Raw genomic sequence first — 22,447 nt, forward strand, 5'->3', positions numbered from 1 at the left:
CGCGATGCGGGACTTGGCGGTCATCCTGCTGCTCCAGGCCGTGGCGACCTTCGCGGCCGTCACGATCGCAAGAGCGACCGGGGCAGAGAAGAAGCGCTCGCTGCTGCTGCTCGTGCTGGCCGCGCCGATGGTGCTGGGCCTGGCGTTCGACCTCACGTTCATGGCCAGACCAGACTCGGTCTTTCCGCGCCCGGACTGGCTCCTATGGCTCGCCTTCGCCATCCCGCTTTCAATCCTGCCCGCGACGATCGTCGTCATCGCCTACGGTCGAAAGTTCCGCTTGGTGGCGGCCTTGTTCGGCCTGCTGCAGACGCCCTTCACCCTCGTCATCGGCTTCTTGTCGGCCCTTCTGGTCGGCGGGGTCATGCCATGACTCAAGCACTGATCAGAAAACCGATGGCCAAAGCCTTCGCCGCCCGCCTAGCCGTCGTCCTGGCGTTCGCCGCCCCGATCCCCGCCGCCGCCCAGATCACCAAGGCCGTGATTCCCACGGAAACGGGCTTCGAGCCGCATTGGTGGCCCGAGATCACCGCCCCGGCGGGGTGGAGCGCGCTTGACGACGTCAGGCACGAGAACAACTGCAAGGCTCTCACGCCGGCGGGCCAGACCTTCCGGGACGCGCCGGCGGTCATCTACGCCTGCGCCACCCGACGCGACGGCGACGCCGACGACCTGGCGGGTTTCCTGGAGCAGGACCAGGCCAAGTTCCTCGCCGACGATCCGGGCCTGAAGCTGGAACGCCTGCCGGACATGGCCACCGCCGCCGCCGGCGCTCTGACGGTCTACCGCCAGACCCCGGGCAAGGGCGCCAACTGGGAGCTGGTCGCCTACGGCCAGGAAAACGACGCCGACGGCCAGACCTTCTTCCTGACCTTCGTGCTCAGCGCCCGCTCGCCGGAAGCGCTGGCCACGAGCCAGCCGGCCTACAGAGCGATGGTCGCCGCCTATCGCTGACCCAGCGACGCAGAGGAGACGGACATGCTGCCCAATCTGCTGACCGCCCTGCGCATCCTGGCCCTGCCCTTCCTGGCCTGGGCCGTTCTCGCCGACGCCGGCTGGATCGCCCTGGCCCTGTTCCTCGGCGCCGGCCTGACCGACGTGCTCGACGGCTGGGTCGCGCGACGCTTCGGCCAGACCTCGACGTTCGGGGCGATGTTCGACCTGCTGGCCGACCGGCTGCTGACCCTCGTCAGCCTCGGCGCCCTGATGGCGGCCGGCGCCTTTCCGGGCGCCTGGATCTCGGTTCCGCTGCTGCTGATCGCCCGCAACTTCTTCGTCGCCGGCCTGCAGCAGGCCCAGCCCGAGCGCGACTTCAACTTCCCGCCGCTGGAGCACCCGAAGATCGCGCTGAACTTCCTGGGCGTCGGCCTGCTGCTGGCGCCGCTCGGCGCCCAGACGGCCGGCCTGTGGGCCCTGGCGGCCAGCGCGGCGCTGTCGGTCGTGACGGTGGCGATCTATGCGCGCCGGGCCGCACCCGGCTTCGTCGGCGCCTGATGGAGATCCTGCTCGCCCTCGGCTTCCAGGCCCTCCTGGTCGGCCCGGCCGTCGCCTTCGCGGCGCGCCGCGGCCTGCGTCCCAGGCACGCCGTCCTGCTGCTGCCGGCCCTGCCGTTTCTGATCTGCGCCGCGATCGGCCACTTCTTCTGGATCGAACCGGGCGCTAGGCCGAGGCTCGACCTCGACGCGCAGCCGTTCCCATGGTTGGGCCCGCTGCTGCTCTATTCTGGCGCGCCCATCGGCGCCCTGACCATCTGGCTTTCGCGCGGCTGGCGGATCACGGCGACCGTCCTTGCGGTGCTGGAGACGCCGCTGACCTTCCTGGCAATATTGTTCGTCACCATGCAGGTGACGGGATCGTGGATCTGATCCTCGGCGAAGCGCCGCGTCAGTCGTTCTGCTCAGGCGCCGGCTGAATGGTCACGCTCTCGCCGCAGCCGCAGGCGTCGGTCTCGTTCGGGTTATGGAACACGAACTTCGACGACAGCTTGGTGACCTCGTAGTCGATTTCAGTGCCGATCAGGAACAGCACCGCCTTCGGCTCGATCAGGATAGTGACGCCCTTGTCCTCGACGACCTCGTCGATCGGGCCCTTCTCCTTGGCGTATTCGAAGACATATTCCTGGCCCGCGCAGCCGCCGTTCTTCACGCCAACGCGCAAGCCCGCATAGGGCTGGTCGGCCCTATCCATGATCTCCTTCACGCGCGCGGCGGCGGCCTCGGTCAGGGTGACGACCTTGGGGCGCGGGCGGCGCGGACGGGCGGTGACGGCGGCTTCCATGGGCTCTGTCCTCAGAACATGTTCAGCTGCAACTTGGCCTCGTCGCTCATCCGCGACGGGTCCCACGGCGGGTCGAAAGTCAGATCGACATTGCACGAGCGGATGCCGTCGATCTCCATGACCGCATCCTTGACCCAGCCCGGCATGTCGCCGGCCACCGGGCAGCCCGGCGCGGTCAGGGTCATGTCGATGGCCACGTCCTTGTCGTCGCTGACATCGACCTTGTAGATCAGGCCAAGCTCATAGATGTCGACCGGGATTTCCGGGTCGAACACCGTCTTCAGCTTCTCGATCAGCTGGTCGGTCAGGCGGTTCAGCTCTTCGGAGGAAAGAGCCGTCGCGGCTTGCGGGACTTCGGCTTGGTCGGTCATAGGCTCAACTGAAGAAGCTGCGGGCCTTATCCAGCGCGTCCACGAACGCGTCGGCTTCGGCAGGCGTATTATATAGGGCGAAGGAAGCCCGGGCGCTCGACGTCACCCCGAACCTTTTCATCAGCGGCTCGGCGCAGTGCGTTCCGGCCCGCACGGCCACGCCGTAGCGGTCCAGCACCTGGGCCACGTCGTGGGCGTGGGCGCCCTCGACGACGAAGCTCATCACCGCGCCCTTGCCAGGCGCCGTGCCGAGGATCCGCACGCCGTTGACGCCTTCGAGGCGCTGGGCGACCCGCTCATAGAGCGCGTGCTCGTGGGCCAGGGCCGCGTCGCGGTCGATGGCGTTCAGCCACTCGATGGCCGCGCCCAGGCCGACGGCCTCGAGGATCGCCGGCGTGCCGGCCTCGAAGCGGTGCGGCGGGTCGGCATAGGTGATCTTGTCCAGGCTGACCGAGCCGATCATCTCGCCGCCGCCCTGGTAAGGCGGCAGGGCGGCCAGGCGCTCGGCCTTGCCGTAGAGCACGCCGATGCCAGTGGGGCCGTAGAGCTTGTGGCCGCTGAAGACGTAGAAATCGACGTCGAGCGCCTTCACATCCACCTTGGTGTGGACGATCCCCTGGCAGCCGTCGAGCAGCACCGGCGCGCCGGCCGCATGGGCCAGGCGGACGATCTCGGCCACGTCATTGACCGTGCCCAGCACGTTCGACATGTGGGTGACGGCGACCATCTTGGTCTTTTCCGACAGCAGGCCCTTATAGGCCTCCATGTCGAGCCGGCCGTCGTCGAGCACCGGAATGAACTTCAGCACGACGCCGTAGCGCTCGCGCAGGAAGTGCCAGGGCACGATGTTGGCGTGGTGCTCCATCTCCGAAGCGATGATCTCGTCGCCGGGCTTCAGGCTACGCCCGAAGGTGTCGGCCACCAGGTTCACCGCTTCGGTGGCGCTCTTGGTGTAGACGATCTCGCCCACGTCGGCGTTGATGAAGCGCGCGATGGTTTCCCGCGCCTTTTCATAGAGTTCCGTCGTTTCGTTGGCCAGCGTGTGCAGGCCGCGATGGACGTTGGCGTAGGAGGTGCGGGCCAAGCCCATCATGGCGTCCAGCACCGCGTCCGGCTTCTGGGCGCTGGCGGCGCTGTCCAGGTAAACGAGCGGCTTGCCGTGCACCGTGCGCGACAGGATCGGGAACTGGGCGCGGATCGCCTCGACGTCGAAAGCGGCGGTCATTCTTCACGCCCCAGCTGCTTGGCGACCCAGGCGGCGGCGATCTCGCGCGCGCTGGCGTGCTCGATGCGCTCGACCACCTCGCCGACGAAGGCCTGGGTCAGCATCGCCCGGGCTTCCAGCTCGGGAATGCCGCGCTGGCGGGCGTAGAACACCGCTTCCTCGTCCAGAGCGCCGATGGTGTTGCCGTGGGCGCAGGCGACGTCGTCGGCGAAGATCAGCAGTTCGGGCTTGGCGTCGATCTCGGCCTTGTCCGACAGGATCAGGGCGTGGTGGCCCATCCGCGCGTCGGTCTGGTCGGCGCCGGGCTGGACGATGATCCGCCCCTGGAACACGCCGCGCGCCTGGTCGGCGACCATGCCCTTGGTCAACTGGCTGGTCACGCCGTCGACGCCGTCGTGGGTGACCACGGTGGTCTGGTCGGCATGGCGCTGGCCGCTGAGCAGGTAGATCCCATCCAGGCGAGCCTGGGCGTGGGCGCCGGGGTGAGCGACGTGGGTCTCGATCCGCTGGCGACGCGCGCCGCTGGTCAGGACGGTCTGGGCGAAAGTCGCGCCGGCGCCGAGTTCGACGCGGGCGGTGACGACGTCGACGGCCTCGGCGTCATCCTCGACCAGCACGATGCGCGTCAGGCTCGCGCCCTCGCCCACGGCGATGTCGAGCGACACGTCCGAGATGTAGCCGGCCGCGCGGCCCTCGTGGCTTTCCAGCAGGGTCAGGCTGGCGCCCGGCTCGACCACGACCGCATACGAGGCGGCCTGCGAGACCTTGTCGGTCGCCGCGACGAAGCGCAGCGCCAGGACGTCGCCCTGCCCGCTCGTGGCCACGTGGCGGCCGTTGACGAACAGGATCTCGCCGTCGGCCAGGCCTGCGAACGGACCGGCCGCGACCTCGCCGTCGAACTTCGGCGCGGGCTCGGGCAGCACGCGGATCAGACCGCGCAGGTCGGTCCAGCGCCAGTCCTCGTCGCGGCGCGACGGCAGCGCGGTGACGTCGCCGGTCTTGAGAGCGGTCGAAAGGCTCACGCGGCGGCCCCGACGTACTTGTCGTAGCCCTCGGCTTCCAGCTGCAGGGCCAGTTCCGGACCGCCCGAGGCGACGATGCGGCCGGCGGCCAGCACGTGCACGCGGTCGGGTTTGATGTAGTCGAGCAGGCGCTGGTAGTGGGTGATCACCAGCATGCCGCGCTCAGGCGAGCGCAGAGCGTTGACGCCTTCGGAGACGATCTTCAGGGCGTCGATGTCGAGGCCCGAATCCGTCTCGTCGAGGATCAGGAACTTCGGCGACAGCATCGCCATCTGGAAGATTTCCATCCGCTTCTTCTCGCCGCCCGAGAAGCCGACGTTCAGGCCGCGCTTGAGCATCTCGAAGTCGATCTTCAGCGAGGCGGCCTTTTCCTTGGCCAGCTTCAGGAAGGCCGGGGCGGCGATCTCGTCCTCGCCGCGGGCGCGGCGTTGGGCGTTCACCGCGGTGCGGATGAAGGTCAGGGCCGGCACGCCGGGGATTTCCAGCGGATACTGGAACGACAGGAACACACCCTTGGCCGCCCGCTCGTTGGGCTCCAGGCTCAGCAGGTCCTCGCCGTTCAGGCTCGCCGAGCCCTCGGTGACCTCGTAGCCGCCACGGCCGCTCAGCACGTAGGACAGCGTCGACTTGCCGGCGCCGTTCGGACCCATGATGGCGTGCACCTCGCCGGCCGGCACCTCGAGCGTGACGCCCTTCAGGATCGGCTTGTCTTCGACGCGGGCGTGGAGGTTCTGGATAGAGAGCATCAGCGCGGGTACTTTTCTTCGTTCGTCATGTGCAGGCGGAGGTAGCGTTGGTCCTCGTAGCCGAGAACGACCGCTTCCGGCCTCCAGTAGAGTTCGAGTTGCGCGACGCCATCAGGACGTTCGCTGAAAAAGAGAACCGTTCCGGTCGTGCCGACCGGAACATCGTAGGCGGCCTGGGGATCGTTCTCCGGCGCAATGGCGCGCAGCAGCACGACGTCGTCGTAGGCGCGCACGGCCTTGCCGTCAGCGTCCTGGAACGCGCCATCCTGCGTCCAGCTGGCCGCCTCGACGTCGAGATCGAAGACGCCTTGCTTGATCACCCCACGCTCCCTTCGAGCGAGATCGCCACGAGCTTCTGGGCCTCCACCGCGAATTCCATCGGCAGCTGCTGCAGCACGTCGCGGACGAAACCGTTGACCAGCAGGGCCACGGCTTCTTCCTGCGAAAGGCCGCGCTGCTGGCAGTAGAACAGCTGGTCGTCCGACAGGCGGGTGGTCGTGGCCTCGTGCTCGAACACCGACTGGCCGTTGCGGGCCTCGATATAGGGCACGGTGTGGGCCGCGCAGGTCTTGCCGATCAGCAAGCTGTCGCACTGGGTGAAGTTGCGCGCGCCCTTGGCCTTGGGGTGGGCCGAGACCAGGCCGCGATAGGTGCTGGTCGACTTGCCGGCGCTGATGCCCTTGGCGACGATCCGCGACTTCGTATTGGCGCCCAGGTGGATCATCTTGGTGCCGGTGTCGGCCTGCTGATGGCCGTTGGTGACGGCGATCGAGTAGAACTCACCCGACGAGCCCTCGCCGCGCAGCACGCAGGACGGATACTTCCAGGTGATGGCCGAACCGGTCTCGACCTGAGTCCACGACACCTTGGAGCGGTCGCCGCGGCAGTCGGCGCGCTTGGTGACGAAGTTGTAGATGCCGCCCTTGCCGGTCTCCGGATCGCCCGGATACCAGTTCTGAACGGTGGAATACTTGATCTCGGCGTCGTCCAGCAGGACCAGCTCGACCACGGCCGCGTGCAGCTGGTTCTCGTCGCGCATCGGGGCCGTGCAGCCCTCCAGGTACGAGACGTAGGCGCCCTTGTCGGCGATGATCAGGGTGCGCTCGAACTGGCCGGAATCCTTGGCGTTGATCCGGAAATAGGTCGACAGCTCCATCGGGCAGCGCACGCCCGGCGGCACGTAGACGAACGAGCCGTCAGAGAACACCGCGCTGTTGAGGCAGGCGAAATAGTTGTCCGAGGTCGGCACCACGCTGCCCAGGTACTGCTTGACCAGTTCCGGGTGCTCGCGGATCGCCTCGCTCATCGAGCAGAAGATGACGCCGGCCTGGGCCAGCTCCTTCTTGAAGGTCGTGACGACCGACACAGAGTCGAACACCGCGTCCACGGCGTAGCGCGGCGCGCCTTCGACGCCGGCCAGCACGGCCTGCTCCTTCAGCGGGATGCCCAGCTTCTCGTAGACGGCCAGCAACTCGGGATCGACCTCGTCCAGGCTTTTGGGCCCTTCCTTGGTCTTCGGCGCGGCGTAGTAGTAGGTGTCCTGGTAGTCGATCTTCGGATAGCTGACCTTGGCCCAGTCCGGCTCTTCGAGCTCGAGCCAGCGGCGATAGGCCTCCAGACGCCATTCCAGCATCCACGCCGGCTCGTCCTTCTTGGCCGAGATGAAGCGCACGATGTCCTCGGAGAGCCCCTTGGGGGCGAACTCCTGGTCGATATCGGTCGTAAAGCCGTGCTCGTATTTCTCGAGCGCGGCGACGGTGTCGATCGTTTCCTTGACCGCGGCCATCAAGCCACCTCCCGGCGCCGGGCGCCGATACGCTTCCAGGCGGCGAGCCAGGCGTCGCCGCACACAATCCAATCCGCTTCCGTGCTCGCCCAACCGCCGCTGACACGCAGCGCATAGGGGGCTAGATCGGAGCGGCCCATGGCCTCGACCACGCGACTGGCCTTGACCTTGCCCGACGAGCAGGCGCTGCCGGCGCTGACCATCACCCCGGCGAGATCCAGGTTCATGACCTGGACCTGCGAGGCGAAGCCCTCGGCGGCCAAACAAAGAGTTTGAGGCAGGCGCGGAACGCCCTCCCCGAGCACCACGCCGCCAGCGTCCTTGACCCGCTGGGCTAAGGCGTCGCGCCAAATGCCCTGATCGGCCGCCCGGGGCAAGTCCCGCAGGGCCGCCGAAGCGGCCGCGCCGAACCCCGAAATCCCGGCGACGTTCTCGGTGCCCGCCCGGCGGCCACGCTCCTGGCCGCCGCCATGCTGGCGACGCACCACATTGGCCCGCGTGCCGGCCACCAGCGCGCCGACGCCTTGCGGGCCGCCGATCTTGTGGGCCGACAGCGCCAGGGTGTCGGCGCCCAGGGCGGAGAAGTCGATGGCGATCTTGCCGGCCGCCTGCACGGCGTCGACATGCAGCAGGCCGTCGGCCGCGCGCACGATCGCCGAAGCCTCGGCGACGGGCTGGATCACGCCCGTCTCGTTGTTGGCCAGCATCAGGCAGACCAGGGTCCGGCCCTCGCCGGCCAGCAGGTCCGAAAGCTTGGAAAGGTCGGCCACGCCGTCGGCGTCGACCGGCAGCACCGCGACCGAAACGCCGCTGGCGGCGGCGGTCTCGACCACGGCGTCGTGCTCGATGGCGCTGACCACGATGCGTTTGACGCCCGAGGCGACGGCGCTGTCGATGGCCAGGGCGTTGGCTTCGGTGCCGCCGCTGACGAAGGTGACCGAGCCGGCGACCACGCCGACCAGTTCGCCGACCAGCTTGCGGGCGGTCTCCACGACATCGCGAGCGGCGCGGCCGGCCGCGTGGACGGAACTCGGATTGCCGGCCAGTTCAAAGGCGCGCAGCATCGCGTCCCGCGCCTCGGGGCGGATCGGGGCGGTGGCGTTGTAGTCCAGATAGATGGCGGGCTTGCTGGTCACGCCGCGACCTTCGCCTCCGGCCGCAGGCGGCCTTCCAGAACGTCGGCGATGGTCACCGAGGCCAGGTAGGAGTGGATCTGGCGGCCCATCTCTTCCCACAGGTCGTGAGTCAGGCACTTGGCGCCGCCGGCCATGCAGCCCTTGTGGCCGGTCTTGCCGACGCCGCAGCGGGTGGCTCGCAGGGGCTCGTCCACGGCCATGACGATGTCGGAGATTCGGGTCGAACGGGCGTCGGTCGCCAGCCGATAGCCGCCGCCGGGCCCTCGGGCGCTGACCACCAGCCCCTTGCGGCGCAGGCGGGCGAAAAGCTGTTCGAGATAGGAAAGAGAAATCTGCTGGCGGGCGGCGATCTCGGCCAGGGCCACCGCGCGGCCCTCCGCCTCGTCCTGCTTGCGGGCGAGGTCGGTCATGGCCATCACGGCGTAACGTCCCTTCGTGCTCAGGCGCATCAGGCGCTCTCCCTTGCAGATTCCCCGCGCAACCGCATTTGCGTATGCTACAAGCCGCGACTTCGCGCCGCGCCCTGCTGGGCGGTGCGCGCGATGCGGATTTAGGAAGACCAAGCGCGGCGGTCAAGTATTCCATGCGCCTTTCACGGCGAATGGTACAGGCCCCGACGCCCCAACTCGTGACGGGGACCTGTATGCCTGACGTGATTTTGACCGGCGCCGCGGGCCGTATCGAAGGCCGCTATTCGCCGGGCAAGACGGACAATGCGCCCATCGCGCTGATCCTGCACCCGCACCCTAAGGCCGGCGGTCACATGAACCACCCGGTGTCGGTGCAGCTGTACCACCTGTTCATGAAGCGCGGTTTCGCGACCCTGCGCTTCAACTTCCGCGGCGTCGGCCGCAGTCAGGGCGAATTCGATAGCGGCATCGGCGAACTGGCCGACGCGGCCACGGCGCTCGACTGGCTGCAGGCCAACAACCCGGCCGCCGCCCAGACCTGGGTCGCCGGCTACAGCTTCGGCGCCTATATCGGCATGCAGCTGCTGATGCGCCGCCCGGAAACGGACGGCTTCATCTCGGTGTCGCCGCCGACCAACATGTACGACTTCAGCTTCCTGGCCCCCTGCCCGGCCTCGGGCCTGATCCTGACCGGCGGCGCCGACACCGTCGTGCCGCCCGTCGAGGTCGAGCGCGTGGTCTCCAAGCTGCGCACCCAGAAGGGCATCGTCATCGACTATGAAGTCGTCGACAAGGCCACCCACTTCTGGGCCGAACACCTGCCCAGCGTCGAGCAGGCCGTCGGCGGCTATCTCGACAAGCGCCTGGAAGCCAACCCGATCCCGTAGGGGTTGGAGACTTCAAGGTTCTGGAATTCGAAGCCCGCTCTCGGTCGCCGAGGGCGGGTTTTTCGTTTGCCCCGTTTTTTCCTCCGAGCATCCCCGCGAAGGCGGGGATCCAAGCCGAGTCGGCAGATGGGTCGGGGCCGTGCCGTAACCTGGAAGTCAGTTTGGATCCCCGCCTTCGCGGGGATGCTCGGAGATGTGGAGTAAGAGTAAGCAGCAAGGTCGGAGGAAATCCGCCGCTCGACACCCCAACCTTCGCAACCGCGAGACAGACTCGCCGCCGCCCTCTAAAACCGTCGTTATCGCTCCCATCGCAGAACGGTCGGCCCATGCATTATGACATCGTGATCGTCGGCGGCGGGGCGGGCGGGCTGGAACTGGCCGCGCAGCTGGGCCGCAAGCTGGGACGCCGGGCCGGCAAGGAGCGGATCCTGCTGATCGACCGCTCCAGCTTCCACATCTGGAAGCCGACCCTGCACGAAGTGGCCGCCGGCACGCTCGACGTGCACCAGGAAGGGCTGTCCTATTCGATCCTCGGCCGCGCCAACCATTTCAGCTTCCTGCTGGGCGACCTCGCCGCGCTCGACCCGACCGCCAAGCGCCTGACCCTGAAGCCGATCGCCGCGCCGGACGGCGGCGTGCTGGTGCCCGAGCGCTCGATCACCTTCACCTGGGGCGTGCTGGCCATCGGCAGCGGCTCCAACCTGTTCGGCACGCCCGGCGCCGAGACCGCGCACTTGCTGGAGCGGACGGAAGACGCCGAGGCCTTCCACACCCGCCTGCTGGCCACCTTCATGAAGGCCTCGTTCGCGCCCGAGCGAACCATGGGCGTGGCCATCGTCGGCGGCGGCGCCACGGGCGTCGAACTGTCGGCCGAACTGCTGGAAGCGCACCGGGCGCTGCTGGACGCCCTCGGCGCCGAGCAGCGCTTCCGCCTCGACATCACCATCGTCGAAGCCGCGCCGCGCATCCTTGGCGGCCTGCCCGACAAGACGTCTGCGCAAGCGACCGTCGCCCTGGAGCGCAAGGGCGTGCGCGTGCGCACCGGCGCCAAGGTGCTGGCGGTGCACCCCGACCGTCTGGAAACCAGCCACGGCGACATCCCCGCCGACCTGATCGTCTGGGCCGCCGGGGTGAAGGCCGCCGAGAGCAATCTCGCGCTCGGCCTGGAGACCAACCGCCTCAACCAGTTCGTCGTCAACGAGCGCCTGGAAAGCTCCGCGCCGGACATCTGGGCCCTGGGCGACTGCGCCGCCTGCCCGTGGAAGGACGGCAAGCTCGTTCCCGCCCGCGCCCAGGCCGCCCACCAGCAGGCCAGCTACCTGGCCAAGGTCCTGCTGGCCCGGCTGCGCCAGGCGCGGGTGGAGGAGCCCTATGTCTACAAGGACTTCGGCTCGCTGGTGTCGCTGGGCGAGAACAAGGGCGTCGGCGCCCTGATGGGCGGCCTCGGCGGCCCCAACTTCTTCATCGAGGGCCTGGTCGCCAAGTGGTTCTACGTCTCGCTCCACCTGGCCCACCACAAGGCCATCCTGGGCGTGACCAAGACCGCGCTGCTCGCCCTGGCGCGGCTGCTTCAGCAGCGCGTGGCGGGGCGGCTGAAGCTGCACTGACCGGAAACGGAGCGGCCCGACCTCTTCTTCCGTAAAATCCCCGCGAAAGCGGGGACGCAGGTGTTTTATCGTCGAGCGCCACGCGTTTCAGAAAAAGCCTGGGTCCCCGCTTTCGCGGGGATTTTACGGGTTTGGGGATCCCTGGTTCTGAAGGATCACGGATTGACGATCCTTCCCCCCGTCATGGCCACGCTCACCCCGGTCGTCCCCGGGAAGCTGATCGGCAGCCCCCGCGCCGTCCGCGCCGCCAGATACGCAAACGCCTCGGCCTCGATCGCATCGCCGCGCCAGCCGTAGTCCTCGGCCGTCTTCACCGGCACCGGGCAGCGCTCGGCCAGCACCTTCATGATCTGCGGATTGTGCCGCCCGCCGCCGCAGACGATCAGGGCGCTGGGTCGGGCGCCGTGCTCGAAGGCCTTGACCACGGCCTCGGCGGTGAAGGCCACCAGGGTGGCCGCCGCGTCCTCGGCCGACAGCGGCTCCACCAGGTCGAGCGGGAAGTCGTAGCGGTCCAGCGACTTGGGCGCGGGGCCGGCGAAATAGGCGCTGGCCAGGAACCGCTCCAGGATCGCCTCGTCCACCTTGCCCGCCGCGGCCAGCCGGCCGTTCTCGTCGAACCGGCCAAGACCCCGCTCCTGCAGCATCAGGTCGATCATGCCGTTGCCGGGGCCGGTGTCGAAGGCCAGCAGCGTGCCGTCCTCGTCGACCAGGGTGATGTTGGCCACCCCGCCGATGTTCAGGGCCGCGACCGGCGCGGCCAGGCCCGAGGCCCGGGCGCGGGCGTCGTGATAGATCGGGGCCAGCGGCGCCCCCTGCCCGCCCGCCGCCACGTCGGCGGTACGGAAATCGAAGGCCACCGGCCGGCCGGTCAGGCGCGCCAGCCGCTCGGCGTCGAGCAGTTGCACCGTACGGCCGATCCGCTCGGGCGTCGGCCGCTCGTGCAGCACCGTCTGGCCGTGTACGCCCAGCAAGTCGAAGTCGCCCCAGGAAAGGCCGTGCTCTGCCAGGAAGCTCTCGGCGGCGTGGAAATGCTCGTCGGCCACGACCTGGGCGGCCTCGGCGAAGATCTCAGGCTCGGGCCGCTCGCGCGGCCAGCCGCGGGCGATCTCGGTCGCCACCAGCAAAAGATCGCGCGTCGCCTCGCGCAGCTTGCGTTCGCCCGAAGGCCCGAAGGCCTGGATCGTCTCGCCGTCGGTCTCGAGCACCGCCATGTCGACCGCGTCGAGCGAGGTGCCGGTCATGAATCCCAGAATGCGCATGGGTCCGTTGACTGCCACGGCCCGCGTCGGGTAGCTAGGCCCCATGACCGCCAAGGCCCTCCGTACCCGCGCCTATTATCGCCCGCTGATCTAGCGGGCGAACGACCGGTCATGTCGACGCACCGCCACCTGGCCGGCGATGCGTCCCTCCCCTTACCGACGACGTCTCCGGCGCACAGCCTTCAAGGAGACTATCGATGAAACCCTCGCCACAGACCGCCCCGCCCGTGCTAGACGCGCGGACCAGCGATACAGAGAGTCGAGCCATGTCCGCGCCGCAGAGCTTCAAGTCCGATTTCCTCAAGACCCTGCAGGCGCGCGGCTACATCCACCAGATCACCCATCCGGAAGAGCTGGATGCGGCGGCCGCCTCGGGCGTCGTCACCGCCTACATCGGCTTCGACGCGACGGCCCCCAGCCTGCACGTCGGGTCGTTGATCCAGATCATGATGCTGCGCCGCCTGCAGCAGGCCGGCCACAAGCCGATCGTCCTGATGGGCGGCGGCACGACCAAGGTCGGCGATCCAACGGGCAAGGACGAAAGCCGCAAGCTGCTGAGCGACGCCGACATCCAGGCCAACATCGCCGGCATCAAGCAGGTCTTCGCCAAGTTCCTGACCTTCGGCGACGGCCCGACCGACGCCATCATGGTCGACAATGACGAGTGGCTGTCGAAGTTCGGCTACGTGCAGTTCCTGCGCGACTACGGCGTGCACTTCACGGTCAACCGCATGCTGGCCTTCGACTCGGTGAAGCTGCGGCTCGAGCGCGAGCAGCCGATGACCTTCCTCGAGTTCAACTACATGCTGATGCAGGCCACCGACTTCCTGGAGCTGAACCGCAAGTACGGCTGCGTGCTGCAGATGGGCGGCTCGGACCAGTGGGGCAACATCCTCAACGGCGTCGAGCTGACCCGTCGCGTCGACCAGAAGGCCGCCTTCGGCCTGACGACGCCGCTGCTGGCCACGGCCTCGGGCGCCAAGATGGGCAAGACCATGTCGGGCGCCGTCTGGCTCAACGCCGAACAGCTGAGCCCGTACGACTACTGGCAGTTCTGGCGCAACACCGAGGACGCTGACGTGGGCCGCTTCCTGAAGCTGTTCACCGACCTGCCGCTGGAGACGATCGCCGAGCTGGAGGCCCTGCCGGGCGCCCAGATCAACGACGCCAAGAAGGTGCTGGCCGACCAGGCCACCCGCATGGCCCACGGCGAGGAGGCCGCCAAGGCCGCCCGCGACGCCGCCGAGAAGGCCTTCGAGCAGGGCCAGCTGTCGGCCGACCTGCCGACGGTCGAGATCGCCGCTGCGGTCCTGGCCGAAGGCGTGCCGCTGGCGGTGCTGGCCACCGACATCGGCCTCACCGCCTCGCGCGGCGAGGCCCGTCGCCTCGCCCAGGGCGGCGGCCTGCGCCTGAACGACGCCCAGGAGAAGGACGGCGACCGCCTGGTGACCAACGCCGACCTCGTGGACGGCGTGGTCAAGCTCGGTCAGGGCAAGAAGAAGATCGTGCTGGTCAAGCCGGTCTGAGATGCTGCGTTCCCGGGGTCGGCCTAGCCGGCTCCGGGATCACTATGATGTTGGCCTCCGTGATCTTGGAGAGAGTGCGATGCTGAGCCCCGGCGACAAGGCCCCCGACTTCGACCTGCCCACCGACACCGGCCGCGTCAGCCTGGCCGGCCTGAAGGGCAAGGCCGTCGTGCTCTACTTCTATCCGAAGGACGACACGACCGGCTGCACGTCGGAGGCCCTGCAGTTCTCGGCCGAGGTCGAGGAATTCGCCAAGGCCGGCGCGGTGATCATCGGCGTGTCGAAGGACAGCGCCGCCAGCCACGGCAAGTTCCGCAAGAAGCACGACCTGACCGTCGAGCTCGCCGCCGACACGCTTGGCGAGACCGTCGAGGCCTACGGCTCTTGGGTCGAGAAGAACATGTACGGCCGCAAGTACATGGGCATCGACCGCTCGACCTTCCTGATCGACCGCGAAGGCGTGGTCCGCGAGGTCTGGCGCAAGGTGAAGGTGCCCAACCACGTCAAGGCGGTGCTCAAGGCCGCCCAGGCGCTGAAGGCCTCCTAAGCGCGGCAGCCAAAAGTGTCAGCGGTTTTGGCGCCCGCCGCGCGACCAACAAAGTGTGGCGCCGAGGCCGCAAGGCCTCGCATTTCGGCAACGACTCCCGTGTCGCGTGTAGCCAAGTCGTTCATGCGGCGTTAATCGACGCAGACGCATGGTCGAAACTTGGCCTTCCGCGCCTTCGCAGGTGCGAAGAGTCTTGCGCCTTTCCGCTTTCTCGTTGCATATCGCCAGGACCTTGAGAACTGGGGGGTTTCCTGGGCAATGGCGATCGCGCGCTTTCAACGCCTATTCAAGACCCTCGAAAGTCTGTTTCCCGAACGACATCTGTATGTTCGCTCGGGCGGAGAGATGCGCGGCTACGTGCTGTCGACGGGTAAGCAACTGGCCTGCGCCGCCGGCGTCGGCGCCGCGGCCCTCTGGATGGGCGTGTGCACCGCAGCGATGATGGTCAACGCCCTGGCCGTCAGCCAGACCGACCAGGTCGTGCTCAAGCAGAAAGCCTATTACGAGCGGCTCAACGCCGACCGCCAGGCGCGCCTCAACAGCGCTGTCGCCCAGCTGTCGGCCACCAGCGGCTCGCTCGACGAACTGGCCGCCTCGGTCGAGAAGCGCCACGCCGCGCTCGCCCTGCTGGTCAGCGACTTCAAGGGCGCGCCCGGCGCCGCCCAGGCCCTGGCCGTGGGCAAGCCCACCCTCGCCGACGCCTCGCCGGTCGAGCGCATCCAGGCCACCCGCATCGACCAGGAACGCCTGATCGACGCCGCCGAAGGCTTCGCCAAGAGCCGGGCCGAGCGCCTGCGCCTGGCCATGCGCATGGCCGGTCTCGACGCCGGCAGCTTCACCGGTCGCGGCTCGGGCCTCGGGGGTCCGCTGATCGAGGCCAAGGACCCGCGCGCTCTGGCCGCCGTCCTCGACGTCGACGAAGAATTCGCCAGCCGCATCCATCGCGCCGCCAGCGACATGTCGGACATGCGCTCGCTGTCCAGCGCCGCGCAGCGTCTGCCCTTCTACCGCCCGACCTCGAACCCGGCCCTGTCGAGCAGCTACGGCGTCCGCTTCGACCCGTTCACCCACCGCCCGGCCTTCCATTCGGGCCTCGACTTCCCCGGCGCCTTCTACACGCCGATCATGGCCACGGCCCCGGGCGTCATCTCGTTCACCGGCGTGCGCTCGGGCTACGGCAACACCGTCGAGATCGACCACGGCGGCGGCTTCAAGACCCGCTACGCCCACCTGCAGGCCATTGCGGTCCGGGTCGGCCAGCGCGTCTCGATCGGCCAGCGCGTCGGGGCCATGGGCTCCACCGGACGCTCCACCGGCCCGCACCTCCATTACGAGGTCTGGGTCAACGGCCGCGCCCAGAACCCCAACCGTTTCCTGAAGGCAGGCGAGTATGTTCAGCAAGCCAGCTAAGGGGTCCAAGACCCAGCCCCAGATCGAGCCGTTGCCGCTCACCCCGGCCGCGCCCGCCGTCGAGCCGGCCCGCAAGGCCCCGCCGCGCGTGGCCTCGCTGATCTCGTCGGACATCACCATCGAGGGCGGCGTCAACGGCGACGGCGAACTGCAGATCGACGGCGTGGTGCGCGGCGACGTCCGCGTCGGCCGCCTGACCGTCGGCGAGACCGGCCATGTCGAGGGCGGCGTCTACGCCGAGGTCGTGGAAGTGCGCGGCCGCGTGGTCGGCGCCGTCACCGCCAAGCAGGTCCGCCTCTACGGCACGGCCTATGTCGACGGCGACATCACCCACGAGCAGCTGGCCATGGAAACCGGCGCCTTCTTCCAGGGCCGCAGCCTGAAGTTCCAGCGCCAGGCCCCGCCGCAGGTCGCCCCGGTCTCGGCGGCGCTCGCGCCCGTCGCGGACCTGACGCTGACGGCCCGACCGGTCGGCTGAAGTCGTGCGTGATCCTCGTCCTTCGACAAGCTCAGGATGAGGATCAAGGATAAGCCGAAGCCGACAAGAAACCTCACCCTGAGCCTGTCGAAGGGCGAGGTTTCCGCCCCAAAGAAAAACGCCCCGGATCACTCCGGGGCGTTCGTCGTTACAGGCAAGCCCCGCGAGCCTCAGCCCTCGGCGTCCCGCGTCGCGCCGACCCGCTGGGCCAGCGAGGCGCCCATGAAGGCGTCCAGGTCGCCGTCGAGCACGCCGGCGGTGTCGGAGGTCTCGACGTTGGTCCGCAGGTCCTTGACCATCTGGTACGGCTGCAGGACGTACGATCGGATCTGGTGACCCCAGCCGATGTCGGTCTTCTGGTCGTGCAGCGCCTGCTGGGCGGCTTCACGCTTCTGAAGCTCGGCCTCGTACATCCGGGCGCGCAGCATCTTCCAGGCCTCGTCGCGGTTCTGGTGCTGCGAGCGGCCGGCCTGGCAGGCCACCACGATGCCGGTTGGGATGTGCGTCAGACGCACGGCCGAGTCGGTCTTGTTGATGTGCTGCCCGCCGGCCCCGGAGGCCCGGTAAGTGTCGGTGCGCACGTCCGAGGGGTTGATGTCGATCTCGATCGTGTCGTCGATGACCGGATAGACCCAGGCCGAGGCGAACGAGGTGTGACGACGGGCGCTGCTGTCATAGGGGCTGATGCGCACCAGGCGGTGCACGCCGGCCTCGGTCTTCAGCCAGCCATAGGCGTTGGCGCCCTTGACCAGCAGCGTGGCCGACTTGATGCCGGCCTGATCGCCGTCGGTCTCTTCGACCAGCTCGGTGGTCATGCCGTGGGCGTTGGCCCAGCGAGTGTACATCCGCAGCAGGATGCCCGCCCAGTCGCACGACTCGGTGCCGCCGGCCCCGGAGTTGATTTCGATATAGGCGTCGTTGCCGTCGGCCTCGCCCGACAGCAGGGCCTCGAGTTCGGCGCGAGCGGCGCGTTCCTTGATGGCCTTCAGCTGGGCGCGGGCGTCGTTGAGGGTGTCCTCGTCGGACTCCATCTCGGCCAGTTCGGCATATTCGAGCGCGTCCTTGACGTCGCGTTCGATGCTCTGGACGGCCTCGACCTTGGCGGCCAGGTTGGCGCGCTCGCGCGACACGGCCTGGGCTTCGGACGGACGGTCCCACAGCGTCGGGTCTTCGACCCGCGCGTTCAGTTCATCGAGTTTTCTAAGGGCGACATCCCAGTCAAAGACGCCTCCTGAGCAGTCCAACGGACTGCTCGATGTCGGCCGCGGCGGCCTCGACATCCGGTCTCATCACGTAGCTCCGTGACACAAAGTAAGGGCGCGGGACATAGCCCGCGCCCGGAGTCGGCGCAATGGGGCGGCGCAACCGCCCCGCCCCCTCAAGACCTAATAAAGCCCGCTGATGTCCGGCTGCTTGGGCTGCTGCCTGGGCTGCGGTTCCGACGGCGAAGGCTGGCCGGTCGGCACGCCGTTGGGCCAGGCGTCGCCGTAGGAGATCGGGCCGCCGGTCGGGGTCGGCGCGACCACCTTGGGCTCGGTGCCTGGGCGGAAGGCCTCGCGCACGCCGCGCACCACGGCGAACTTGGCGGTCTTGGGCGGCTTGAAGTCGGTCTTGGGCTGGTCCTTCAAAGCCACCTTCATGAAGTCGATGAACACCGGCACGGCGTCCTGCGAGCCGGTCTCGCCCTCGCCCAGCGAGCGGTTGTCGTCGAAGCCGACGAACACACCGACGATCAGGTTGGGCGAATAGCCGATGAACCAGGCGCTGCGGTACTCGTTGGTCGTGCCGGTCTTGCCGGCCAGCGGATAGCCCAGCTGGCTGACGGAAGCGGCCGTGCCGCGCTGGACCACGCCCTGCAGCATCGAGGTGATCTGGTAGGCCGTGACCGGGTCCATCACCTGCTCGCCCGGCGCGGTGACGCGCGGGCTCTCGTCGCCGTTGAAGCCGGCGGTGCAGCGCGGGCAGTCGCGCTTGTCTGCGCGGAAGATCACCTTGCCCTCGCGGTCCTGCACCAGCTCGATCAGGTGCGGCTCGATGCGACGGCCGCCGTTGGCGAACGGCGCATAGGCCGAGGTGATCTTGAACGGCGTGGTCTCGCCCGCGCCCAGGGCCATGGCCAGCACCGGCGACATGTCGCGCGTGACGCCGGTCTTCTTGGCCATCTCGATGATCTTCTTCATGCCCACGCCCTGGGCCAGGCGCACGGTCATGGCGTTGATCGAGCGCTCCAGGCCCTTGCGCAGCGGCAGGGCGCCGTAGAACTTCTTCTCGTAGTTCTCCGGGCTCCAGTCCTGGCCGTTGGCGCCCTTGAAGGTGATGGCGCTGTCCAGGATCACGCTGGCCGGCGTGTAGCCGTTCTCCAGGGCCGTGGCGTAGACGAACGGCTTGAACGACGAGCCGGGCTGGCGCATCGCCTGAGTGGCGCGGTTGAAGTTCGACAGCGAGAACGAATAGCCGCCCACCAGGGCCACCACGCGGCCGGTATAGGGCTCGATGGCCACCAGGGCGCCGTTGACGGCCGGAACCTGCCTCAGGCGATAGGTGGACGTGCCCTCGACCTGCTCGACGAACACCAGGTCGCCGGTCTTCAGGCCCTTGCCGGCCTTGGCCCAGACGATGTCCTCGCCGGCCAGGGTCCCCTGCCCTTCGCCCTTGATCAGGCGCACGCCGCCGCCGGCCGAGGTGACCACGGCCGCGCGCCAGCCCCGGCGCTCGGCCGGCGGACGCTTGGCCTGGGCGGCCTTTTCCCAGCCCTCGTCCAGGCTCTCGACATGGCCCCAGGCCCCGCGCCAGCCGTGGCGGCGGTCATAGTGCTCCAGCCCGTCCATCAGCGAGGCCCGCGCGGCGGTCTGCAGCTTCGGGTCCAGCGTGGTGCGCATGTAGTAGCCGCCCTCGTTCAGGCGGTCGCCCAGGGTGGCCATGCCGCGCTGGCGCACTTCCTCGACGAAGTAGTCGGCGTCGCGATAGGCCGCGCGCTTGGGGGCCGGCTGCACGACCAGGTCCTCGGCCATCGCCTTTTCGGCGTCGGCCCGGCTGACCCAGCCCAGCTCGGCCATCTGTCCCAGGATCCAGTCACGGCGGGCCTTAGCCTTGGCCTTGTTGCGGATCGGGTGGTAGTTGTCCGGCCCCTTGGGCAGGGCCGCCAGATAGGCGCTTTCGGCCAGGGACAGCTCGGGCAGCGACTTGCCGAAATAGTTGTAGGCGGCCGCGCCGACGCCGAACGAGCGATAGCCCAGCCAGATTTCGTTCAGGTACAGCTCGAGGATCTGCTGCTTGTCGAGCGACTGCTCCAGGCGCCGGGCCAGGATCGCTTCCTTGAACTTGCGGCCCACCGTGGCGTCGCTGGTCAGCAGGACGTTCTTGGCCACCTGCTGGGTGATCGTCGAGCCGCCCTCCAGGCGCCGGCCGCGCATGGCGTTGCCGACGTTCTTGAGCATGGCGCGCGAGAAGCCGCCGACATCGACGCCGCCGTGCTTGAAGAAGTTGCGGTCCTCGGCGGCCATGAAGGCCTGGGCCAGTTGCGGCGGGATCTGGTCGTAGGGAACGAAGATCCGGCGTTCCTTGGAGTATTCGCCGATCAGGGTGCCGTCCCAGGCATAGACGCGCGTCGCCGTCGGCGGACGATAGTCCTGCAGCTCGCCCGCGTCGGGCATGTCGTGGAACAGCCACGCGGCGTAGATGGCGATGGCGAACCCCGCCACCGCGATCGTCGACAGAACCGCGACGCCGGCTATGGCGATCCATCTTTCGGCGGGCTTCAAGTCCACGCGGCCTCCGTCGAGCGGCGCGGGGGTCGCGCGCTCAAATCATCTCAAGCGATGGCTGTAACCCGCATCGGGCGAGGCGCCAACGCCCCTGCCCCGTCTCGGGCTCGGCGCGAAGGCCGCGCGACATCACAGCCCCCTTATCCGAGCATCCCCGCGAAGGCGGGGACCCAAGCTGACTTTCCGGACGAAGCTCCCACGAAAGAGCATCCGCAGACTCGGCTTGGGTCCCCGCTTTCGCGGGGATTGAACGGTTGAAAAGTCGAAATTCGGCGGCCAACCAGAGGCGCACCGGCAGCCTCAGCGCGCCGCCATCCGGGTCTGGGCGGCGAAATAGGTCTCGATCGAGGTGGCGACCGCGCCCATCAGGCGTTCGCGGCCAGAAGCGCTCTTCAGCAGCTTCTCGTCCTCGATATTGGTCATGAAGCCCATTTCCAAGAGCACCGCCGGCACGTCCGGCGCCAGAAGCACGATGAAGCCGGCGTCGCGGTGGCTGCGGCGAAGCAGCACGGTCTCGTCGCCCACCTTTTCCAGCAGGGTTTCGGCGAAGGCGGCCGAGCGGTTCTTGGTGGCGCGCTGCGACAGGTCCAGCAGGATCTGGCCAACCGCGCGGTCGCGGCCCGGCAGGCTGGCCTTCATCAGCCAGTCGTCCTTCTCCAGCACCCGGGCGGCGCGCTCGGCGCCCTTTTCCGACAGGGTGTAGACGCTGGCGCCGCGGGTGCCGACATCGGGTCCCGAGTCGGCGTGCAGCGAGATGAACAGGTCCGCGTCGGCGCGGCGGGCGATCTGCACGCGCGATTCCAGCGGGATGAAGGTGTCGGTGTCGCGGGTCAGGACGACGTTGAAGCGGCCGGACTTCTCCAGCTTGGCCTTAAGCGCCTTGGCCGCGGCCAGGGTGACGTCCTTCTCGTTGGTGTTGGCGCCGGCCGAGCCGGGATCCTTGCCGCCGTGACCGGCGTCGATGACGATCGTCTTCTTCAGCTTCAGGCCCGAGGGCTTGATCGGCGTCGAGACGGTGGTCGGGCGCATCACCGCGGCGTTGGCCGTGGCCGGATCGCTGGCGGCCAGGTCGATGACATAGCGATACGCGGTCGCGCCGTCGGCCGGCGGCAGCAGGAAGCGCCGCTTGACCACGGCCTTGGCCGAAAGATCCAGGGAAAGGCGCGCCCCGCCGGCGGCCTCGTCGATCACCCAGCGGTCGACCAGGCCATGGCCCGCGCCCTGAAGATCACCCGAAACGGTCACGTTGGGCAGGCCGACCACGACTCGGCTGGCGGCCGCGCCGTCGCCGATCAGCTTGCCGACGGCCGCGCGGTCCAGGTCGATGACGACTCGGGTCTCGGCGCGGTCGCCGCCGAAGCGGACCTTCTGCACGCCGGCGGCCGGCGCCGGGCCCTGCACGGTCGCCACGGCCACGCCGGCGAGCGCCAGCGCGCCGACGATCAGCGCCGCCTTCGCCCAACCCGTTCTCGCAGCTCCGATGACGACCTTACGCATTACCGCCCAGCCTGCTGGCGCTTACTTGAAAACCAATGAGGGATATCCGCACGGACGGGTAGCAAAACCGTTAAGGAAACCGATCTCTTCATCAATTTCGATGCTTGCTCCACGGCGCTTTTCATTTGCGTCGCGTTCTTGCTAGAGTAGCGCCGTACGCAGAGCGACGTCGTCAGACGCAGCGCCTTGCGTGAGCGGTTCCCAAATGTCGGACGCGCCCCATGCGTCCCCCACGCCGGAGCCGCCGGACTTTTTGAGCTTGCGGGCGACGGCCGGCCTGGGACGCGATGTCTCGGAGCCCGAACCCAACAAAGGCCCCGCGTCGGGCCTTTCGCCGCTCCCGGCGACGACGCGTCATCCGAACCGCGCCACCCCGGCGCGTCAAAGGAAACAAACGAAACCCCATGGGCTGCGCCGCACCCGATCGCCTCTGGCAACCGCCCTTCGAACTTCGCTCCGGCGAAGTCGCGGTCTGCGATGCGCGCGCCCCTCATTCATA

General features: G+C 68.5%; 23 protein-coding genes and 1 pseudogene. 10 read left to right on the forward strand and 14 right to left on the reverse strand.

The features are described 5' to 3' along the window. The first annotated feature begins 13 nt into the window (after window positions 1–13). The 4 genes from AC2YHT_RS09460 to AC2YHT_RS09475 are packed head-to-tail and all read left to right on the forward strand — an operon-like array spanning window position 14 to window position 1,865. Entirely contained in the window at window positions 14–373 is a 360-nt protein-coding gene (locus AC2YHT_RS09460) for a hypothetical protein (RefSeq protein ID WP_487289392.1), read from the forward strand. A 23-nt stretch (window positions 374–396) separates the two neighbouring features. After that, window positions 397–954: a hypothetical protein gene (locus AC2YHT_RS09465; RefSeq protein ID WP_487289393.1), complete on the forward strand. Its 558-nt coding sequence runs from the start codon at window positions 397–399 to the stop codon at window positions 952–954. A gap of 24 nt (window positions 955–978) precedes the next feature. Next, window positions 979–1,494 (forward strand): CDP-alcohol phosphatidyltransferase family protein, encoded by a 516-nt coding sequence (locus tag AC2YHT_RS09470; protein WP_487289394.1) that lies wholly within the window; start codon window positions 979–981, stop codon window positions 1,492–1,494. Then, the gene (locus AC2YHT_RS09475; RefSeq protein WP_487289395.1) at window positions 1,494–1,865 is read left to right on the forward strand and encodes a hypothetical protein; all 372 of its coding nucleotides are present in this window, start codon (window positions 1,494–1,496) and stop codon (window positions 1,863–1,865) included. The genes AC2YHT_RS09470 and AC2YHT_RS09475 overlap by 1 nt, the downstream gene beginning before the upstream one ends. Window positions 1,866–1,884: 19 nt before the next feature. On the opposite strand, the gene AC2YHT_RS09480 is transcribed toward AC2YHT_RS09475, so the two are convergent. Genes AC2YHT_RS09480 through AC2YHT_RS09520 form a run of 9 tightly spaced genes read right to left on the reverse strand, consistent with a single transcriptional unit; the run spans window position 1,885 to window position 9,012 of the window. Further along, on the reverse strand, window positions 1,885–2,277 hold the full coding sequence (locus tag AC2YHT_RS09480; protein WP_487289396.1) for a HesB/IscA family protein: 393 nt from the start codon (window positions 2,275–2,277) through the stop codon (window positions 1,885–1,887). Window positions 2,278–2,288: 11 nt separating this feature from the next. Beyond that, on the reverse strand, window positions 2,289–2,648 hold the full coding sequence (locus tag AC2YHT_RS09485; protein WP_110119803.1) for an SUF system Fe-S cluster assembly protein: 360 nt from the start codon (window positions 2,646–2,648) through the stop codon (window positions 2,289–2,291). A gap of 4 nt (window positions 2,649–2,652) precedes the next feature. Beyond that, entirely contained in the window at window positions 2,653–3,873 is a 1,221-nt protein-coding gene (locus AC2YHT_RS09490) for an aminotransferase class V-fold PLP-dependent enzyme (protein WP_487289397.1), read from the reverse strand. Next, a complete protein-coding gene (sufD, locus tag AC2YHT_RS09495) occupies window positions 3,870–4,895 on the reverse strand; it encodes a Fe-S cluster assembly protein SufD (protein WP_487289398.1) in 1,026 nt (341 codons plus the stop codon). The genes AC2YHT_RS09490 and sufD overlap by 4 nt, the downstream gene beginning before the upstream one ends. Further along, window positions 4,892–5,641 carry a Fe-S cluster assembly ATPase SufC gene (gene sufC, locus AC2YHT_RS09500; RefSeq protein WP_110119806.1) on the reverse strand — a complete coding sequence of 250 codons (750 nt, stop codon included), beginning with the start codon at window positions 5,639–5,641 and terminating at the stop codon, window positions 4,892–4,894. The genes sufD and sufC overlap by 4 nt, the downstream gene beginning before the upstream one ends. Continuing rightward, on the reverse strand, window positions 5,641–5,961 hold the full coding sequence (locus AC2YHT_RS09505; protein ID WP_487289399.1) for a hypothetical protein: 321 nt from the start codon (window positions 5,959–5,961) through the stop codon (window positions 5,641–5,643). Before AC2YHT_RS09505 ends, sufC begins: the two co-directional genes overlap by 1 nt. Next, the gene (sufB, locus tag AC2YHT_RS09510; protein ID WP_110119809.1) at window positions 5,958–7,427 is read right to left on the reverse strand and encodes a Fe-S cluster assembly protein SufB; all 1,470 of its coding nucleotides are present in this window, start codon (window positions 7,425–7,427) and stop codon (window positions 5,958–5,960) included. The genes AC2YHT_RS09505 and sufB overlap by 4 nt, the downstream gene beginning before the upstream one ends. After that, window positions 7,427–8,563: a cysteine desulfurase family protein gene (locus AC2YHT_RS09515; protein WP_487289401.1), complete on the reverse strand. Its 1,137-nt coding sequence runs from the start codon at window positions 8,561–8,563 to the stop codon at window positions 7,427–7,429. The genes sufB and AC2YHT_RS09515 overlap by 1 nt, the downstream gene beginning before the upstream one ends. Continuing rightward, complete coding sequence (locus AC2YHT_RS09520) at window positions 8,560–9,012, reverse strand: Rrf2 family transcriptional regulator (protein ID WP_110119811.1); 453 nt, start codon at window positions 9,010–9,012, stop codon at window positions 8,560–8,562. Before AC2YHT_RS09520 ends, AC2YHT_RS09515 begins: the two co-directional genes overlap by 4 nt. A 194-nt stretch (window positions 9,013–9,206) precedes the next feature. Here AC2YHT_RS09520 and AC2YHT_RS09525 point away from each other — a divergent pair, with 194 nt between their 5' ends. Next, window positions 9,207–9,860 (forward strand): alpha/beta hydrolase, encoded by a 654-nt coding sequence (locus AC2YHT_RS09525; RefSeq protein WP_110119812.1) that lies wholly within the window; start codon window positions 9,207–9,209, stop codon window positions 9,858–9,860. Between the two features lie 326 nt (window positions 9,861–10,186). Further along, window positions 10,187–11,467, forward strand: a complete 1,281-nt coding sequence (locus AC2YHT_RS09530) for an NAD(P)/FAD-dependent oxidoreductase (RefSeq protein ID WP_487289403.1) — start codon at window positions 10,187–10,189, stop codon at window positions 11,465–11,467. A gap of 155 nt (window positions 11,468–11,622) precedes the next feature. On the opposite strand, the gene AC2YHT_RS09535 is transcribed toward AC2YHT_RS09530, so the two are convergent. Then, window positions 11,623–12,726: an anhydro-N-acetylmuramic acid kinase gene (locus tag AC2YHT_RS09535; protein WP_487289404.1), complete on the reverse strand. Its 1,104-nt coding sequence runs from the start codon at window positions 12,724–12,726 to the stop codon at window positions 11,623–11,625. A gap of 197 nt (window positions 12,727–12,923) precedes the next feature. Between AC2YHT_RS09535 and tyrS the strand changes: the two genes are divergently transcribed. The 4 genes from tyrS (at window position 12,924) to AC2YHT_RS09555 (ending at window position 16,687) form a co-directional block, all read left to right on the forward strand. Continuing rightward, a complete protein-coding gene (tyrS, locus tag AC2YHT_RS09540; protein WP_487289405.1) occupies window positions 12,924–14,252 on the forward strand; it encodes a tyrosine--tRNA ligase in 1,329 nt (442 codons plus the stop codon). A gap of 79 nt (window positions 14,253–14,331) precedes the next feature. Next, window positions 14,332–14,799: a peroxiredoxin gene (locus AC2YHT_RS09545; protein WP_110119815.1), complete on the forward strand. Its 468-nt coding sequence runs from the start codon at window positions 14,332–14,334 to the stop codon at window positions 14,797–14,799. Window positions 14,800–15,057: 258 nt separating this feature from the next. Further along, window positions 15,058–16,209 (forward strand): M23 family metallopeptidase, encoded by a 1,152-nt coding sequence (locus AC2YHT_RS09550; protein ID WP_110119816.1) that lies wholly within the window; start codon window positions 15,058–15,060, stop codon window positions 16,207–16,209. Further along, window positions 16,190–16,687, forward strand: coding sequence for a bactofilin family protein (locus AC2YHT_RS09555; RefSeq protein ID WP_487289406.1), 498 nt, complete (start codon window positions 16,190–16,192; stop codon window positions 16,685–16,687). Before AC2YHT_RS09550 ends, AC2YHT_RS09555 begins: the two co-directional genes overlap by 20 nt. A gap of 11 nt (window positions 16,688–16,698) precedes the next feature. Here AC2YHT_RS09555 and AC2YHT_RS09560 read toward each other — a convergent pair. The 4 genes and pseudogenes from AC2YHT_RS09560 to AC2YHT_RS09575 form a co-directional block, all read right to left on the reverse strand. Beyond that, window positions 16,699–16,785, reverse strand: a pseudogene (locus AC2YHT_RS09560) (hypothetical protein); the annotation flags it as partial. A 72-nt stretch (window positions 16,786–16,857) separates the two neighbouring features. After that, window positions 16,858–17,977 (reverse strand): peptide chain release factor 2 gene (gene prfB, locus AC2YHT_RS09565; protein ID WP_110119818.1). Its coding sequence is split into 2 segments (ribosomal slippage): window positions 16,858–17,907 and window positions 17,909–17,977, totalling 1,119 coding nucleotides; the frame shifts between segments, so codons are not numbered across the junction. 95 nt (window positions 17,978–18,072) lie between these two features. Next, entirely contained in the window at window positions 18,073–20,454 is a 2,382-nt protein-coding gene (locus AC2YHT_RS09570) for a penicillin-binding protein 1A (RefSeq protein WP_487289407.1), read from the reverse strand. Window positions 20,455–20,751: 297 nt separating this feature from the next. Next, entirely contained in the window at window positions 20,752–21,948 is a 1,197-nt protein-coding gene (locus AC2YHT_RS09575; RefSeq protein WP_487289408.1) for an N-acetylmuramoyl-L-alanine amidase family protein, read from the reverse strand. Window positions 21,949–22,447 lie beyond the last annotated feature (499 nt).

The sequence above is a fragment of the Caulobacter sp. SRI_008 genome, from assembly GCF_057586355.1.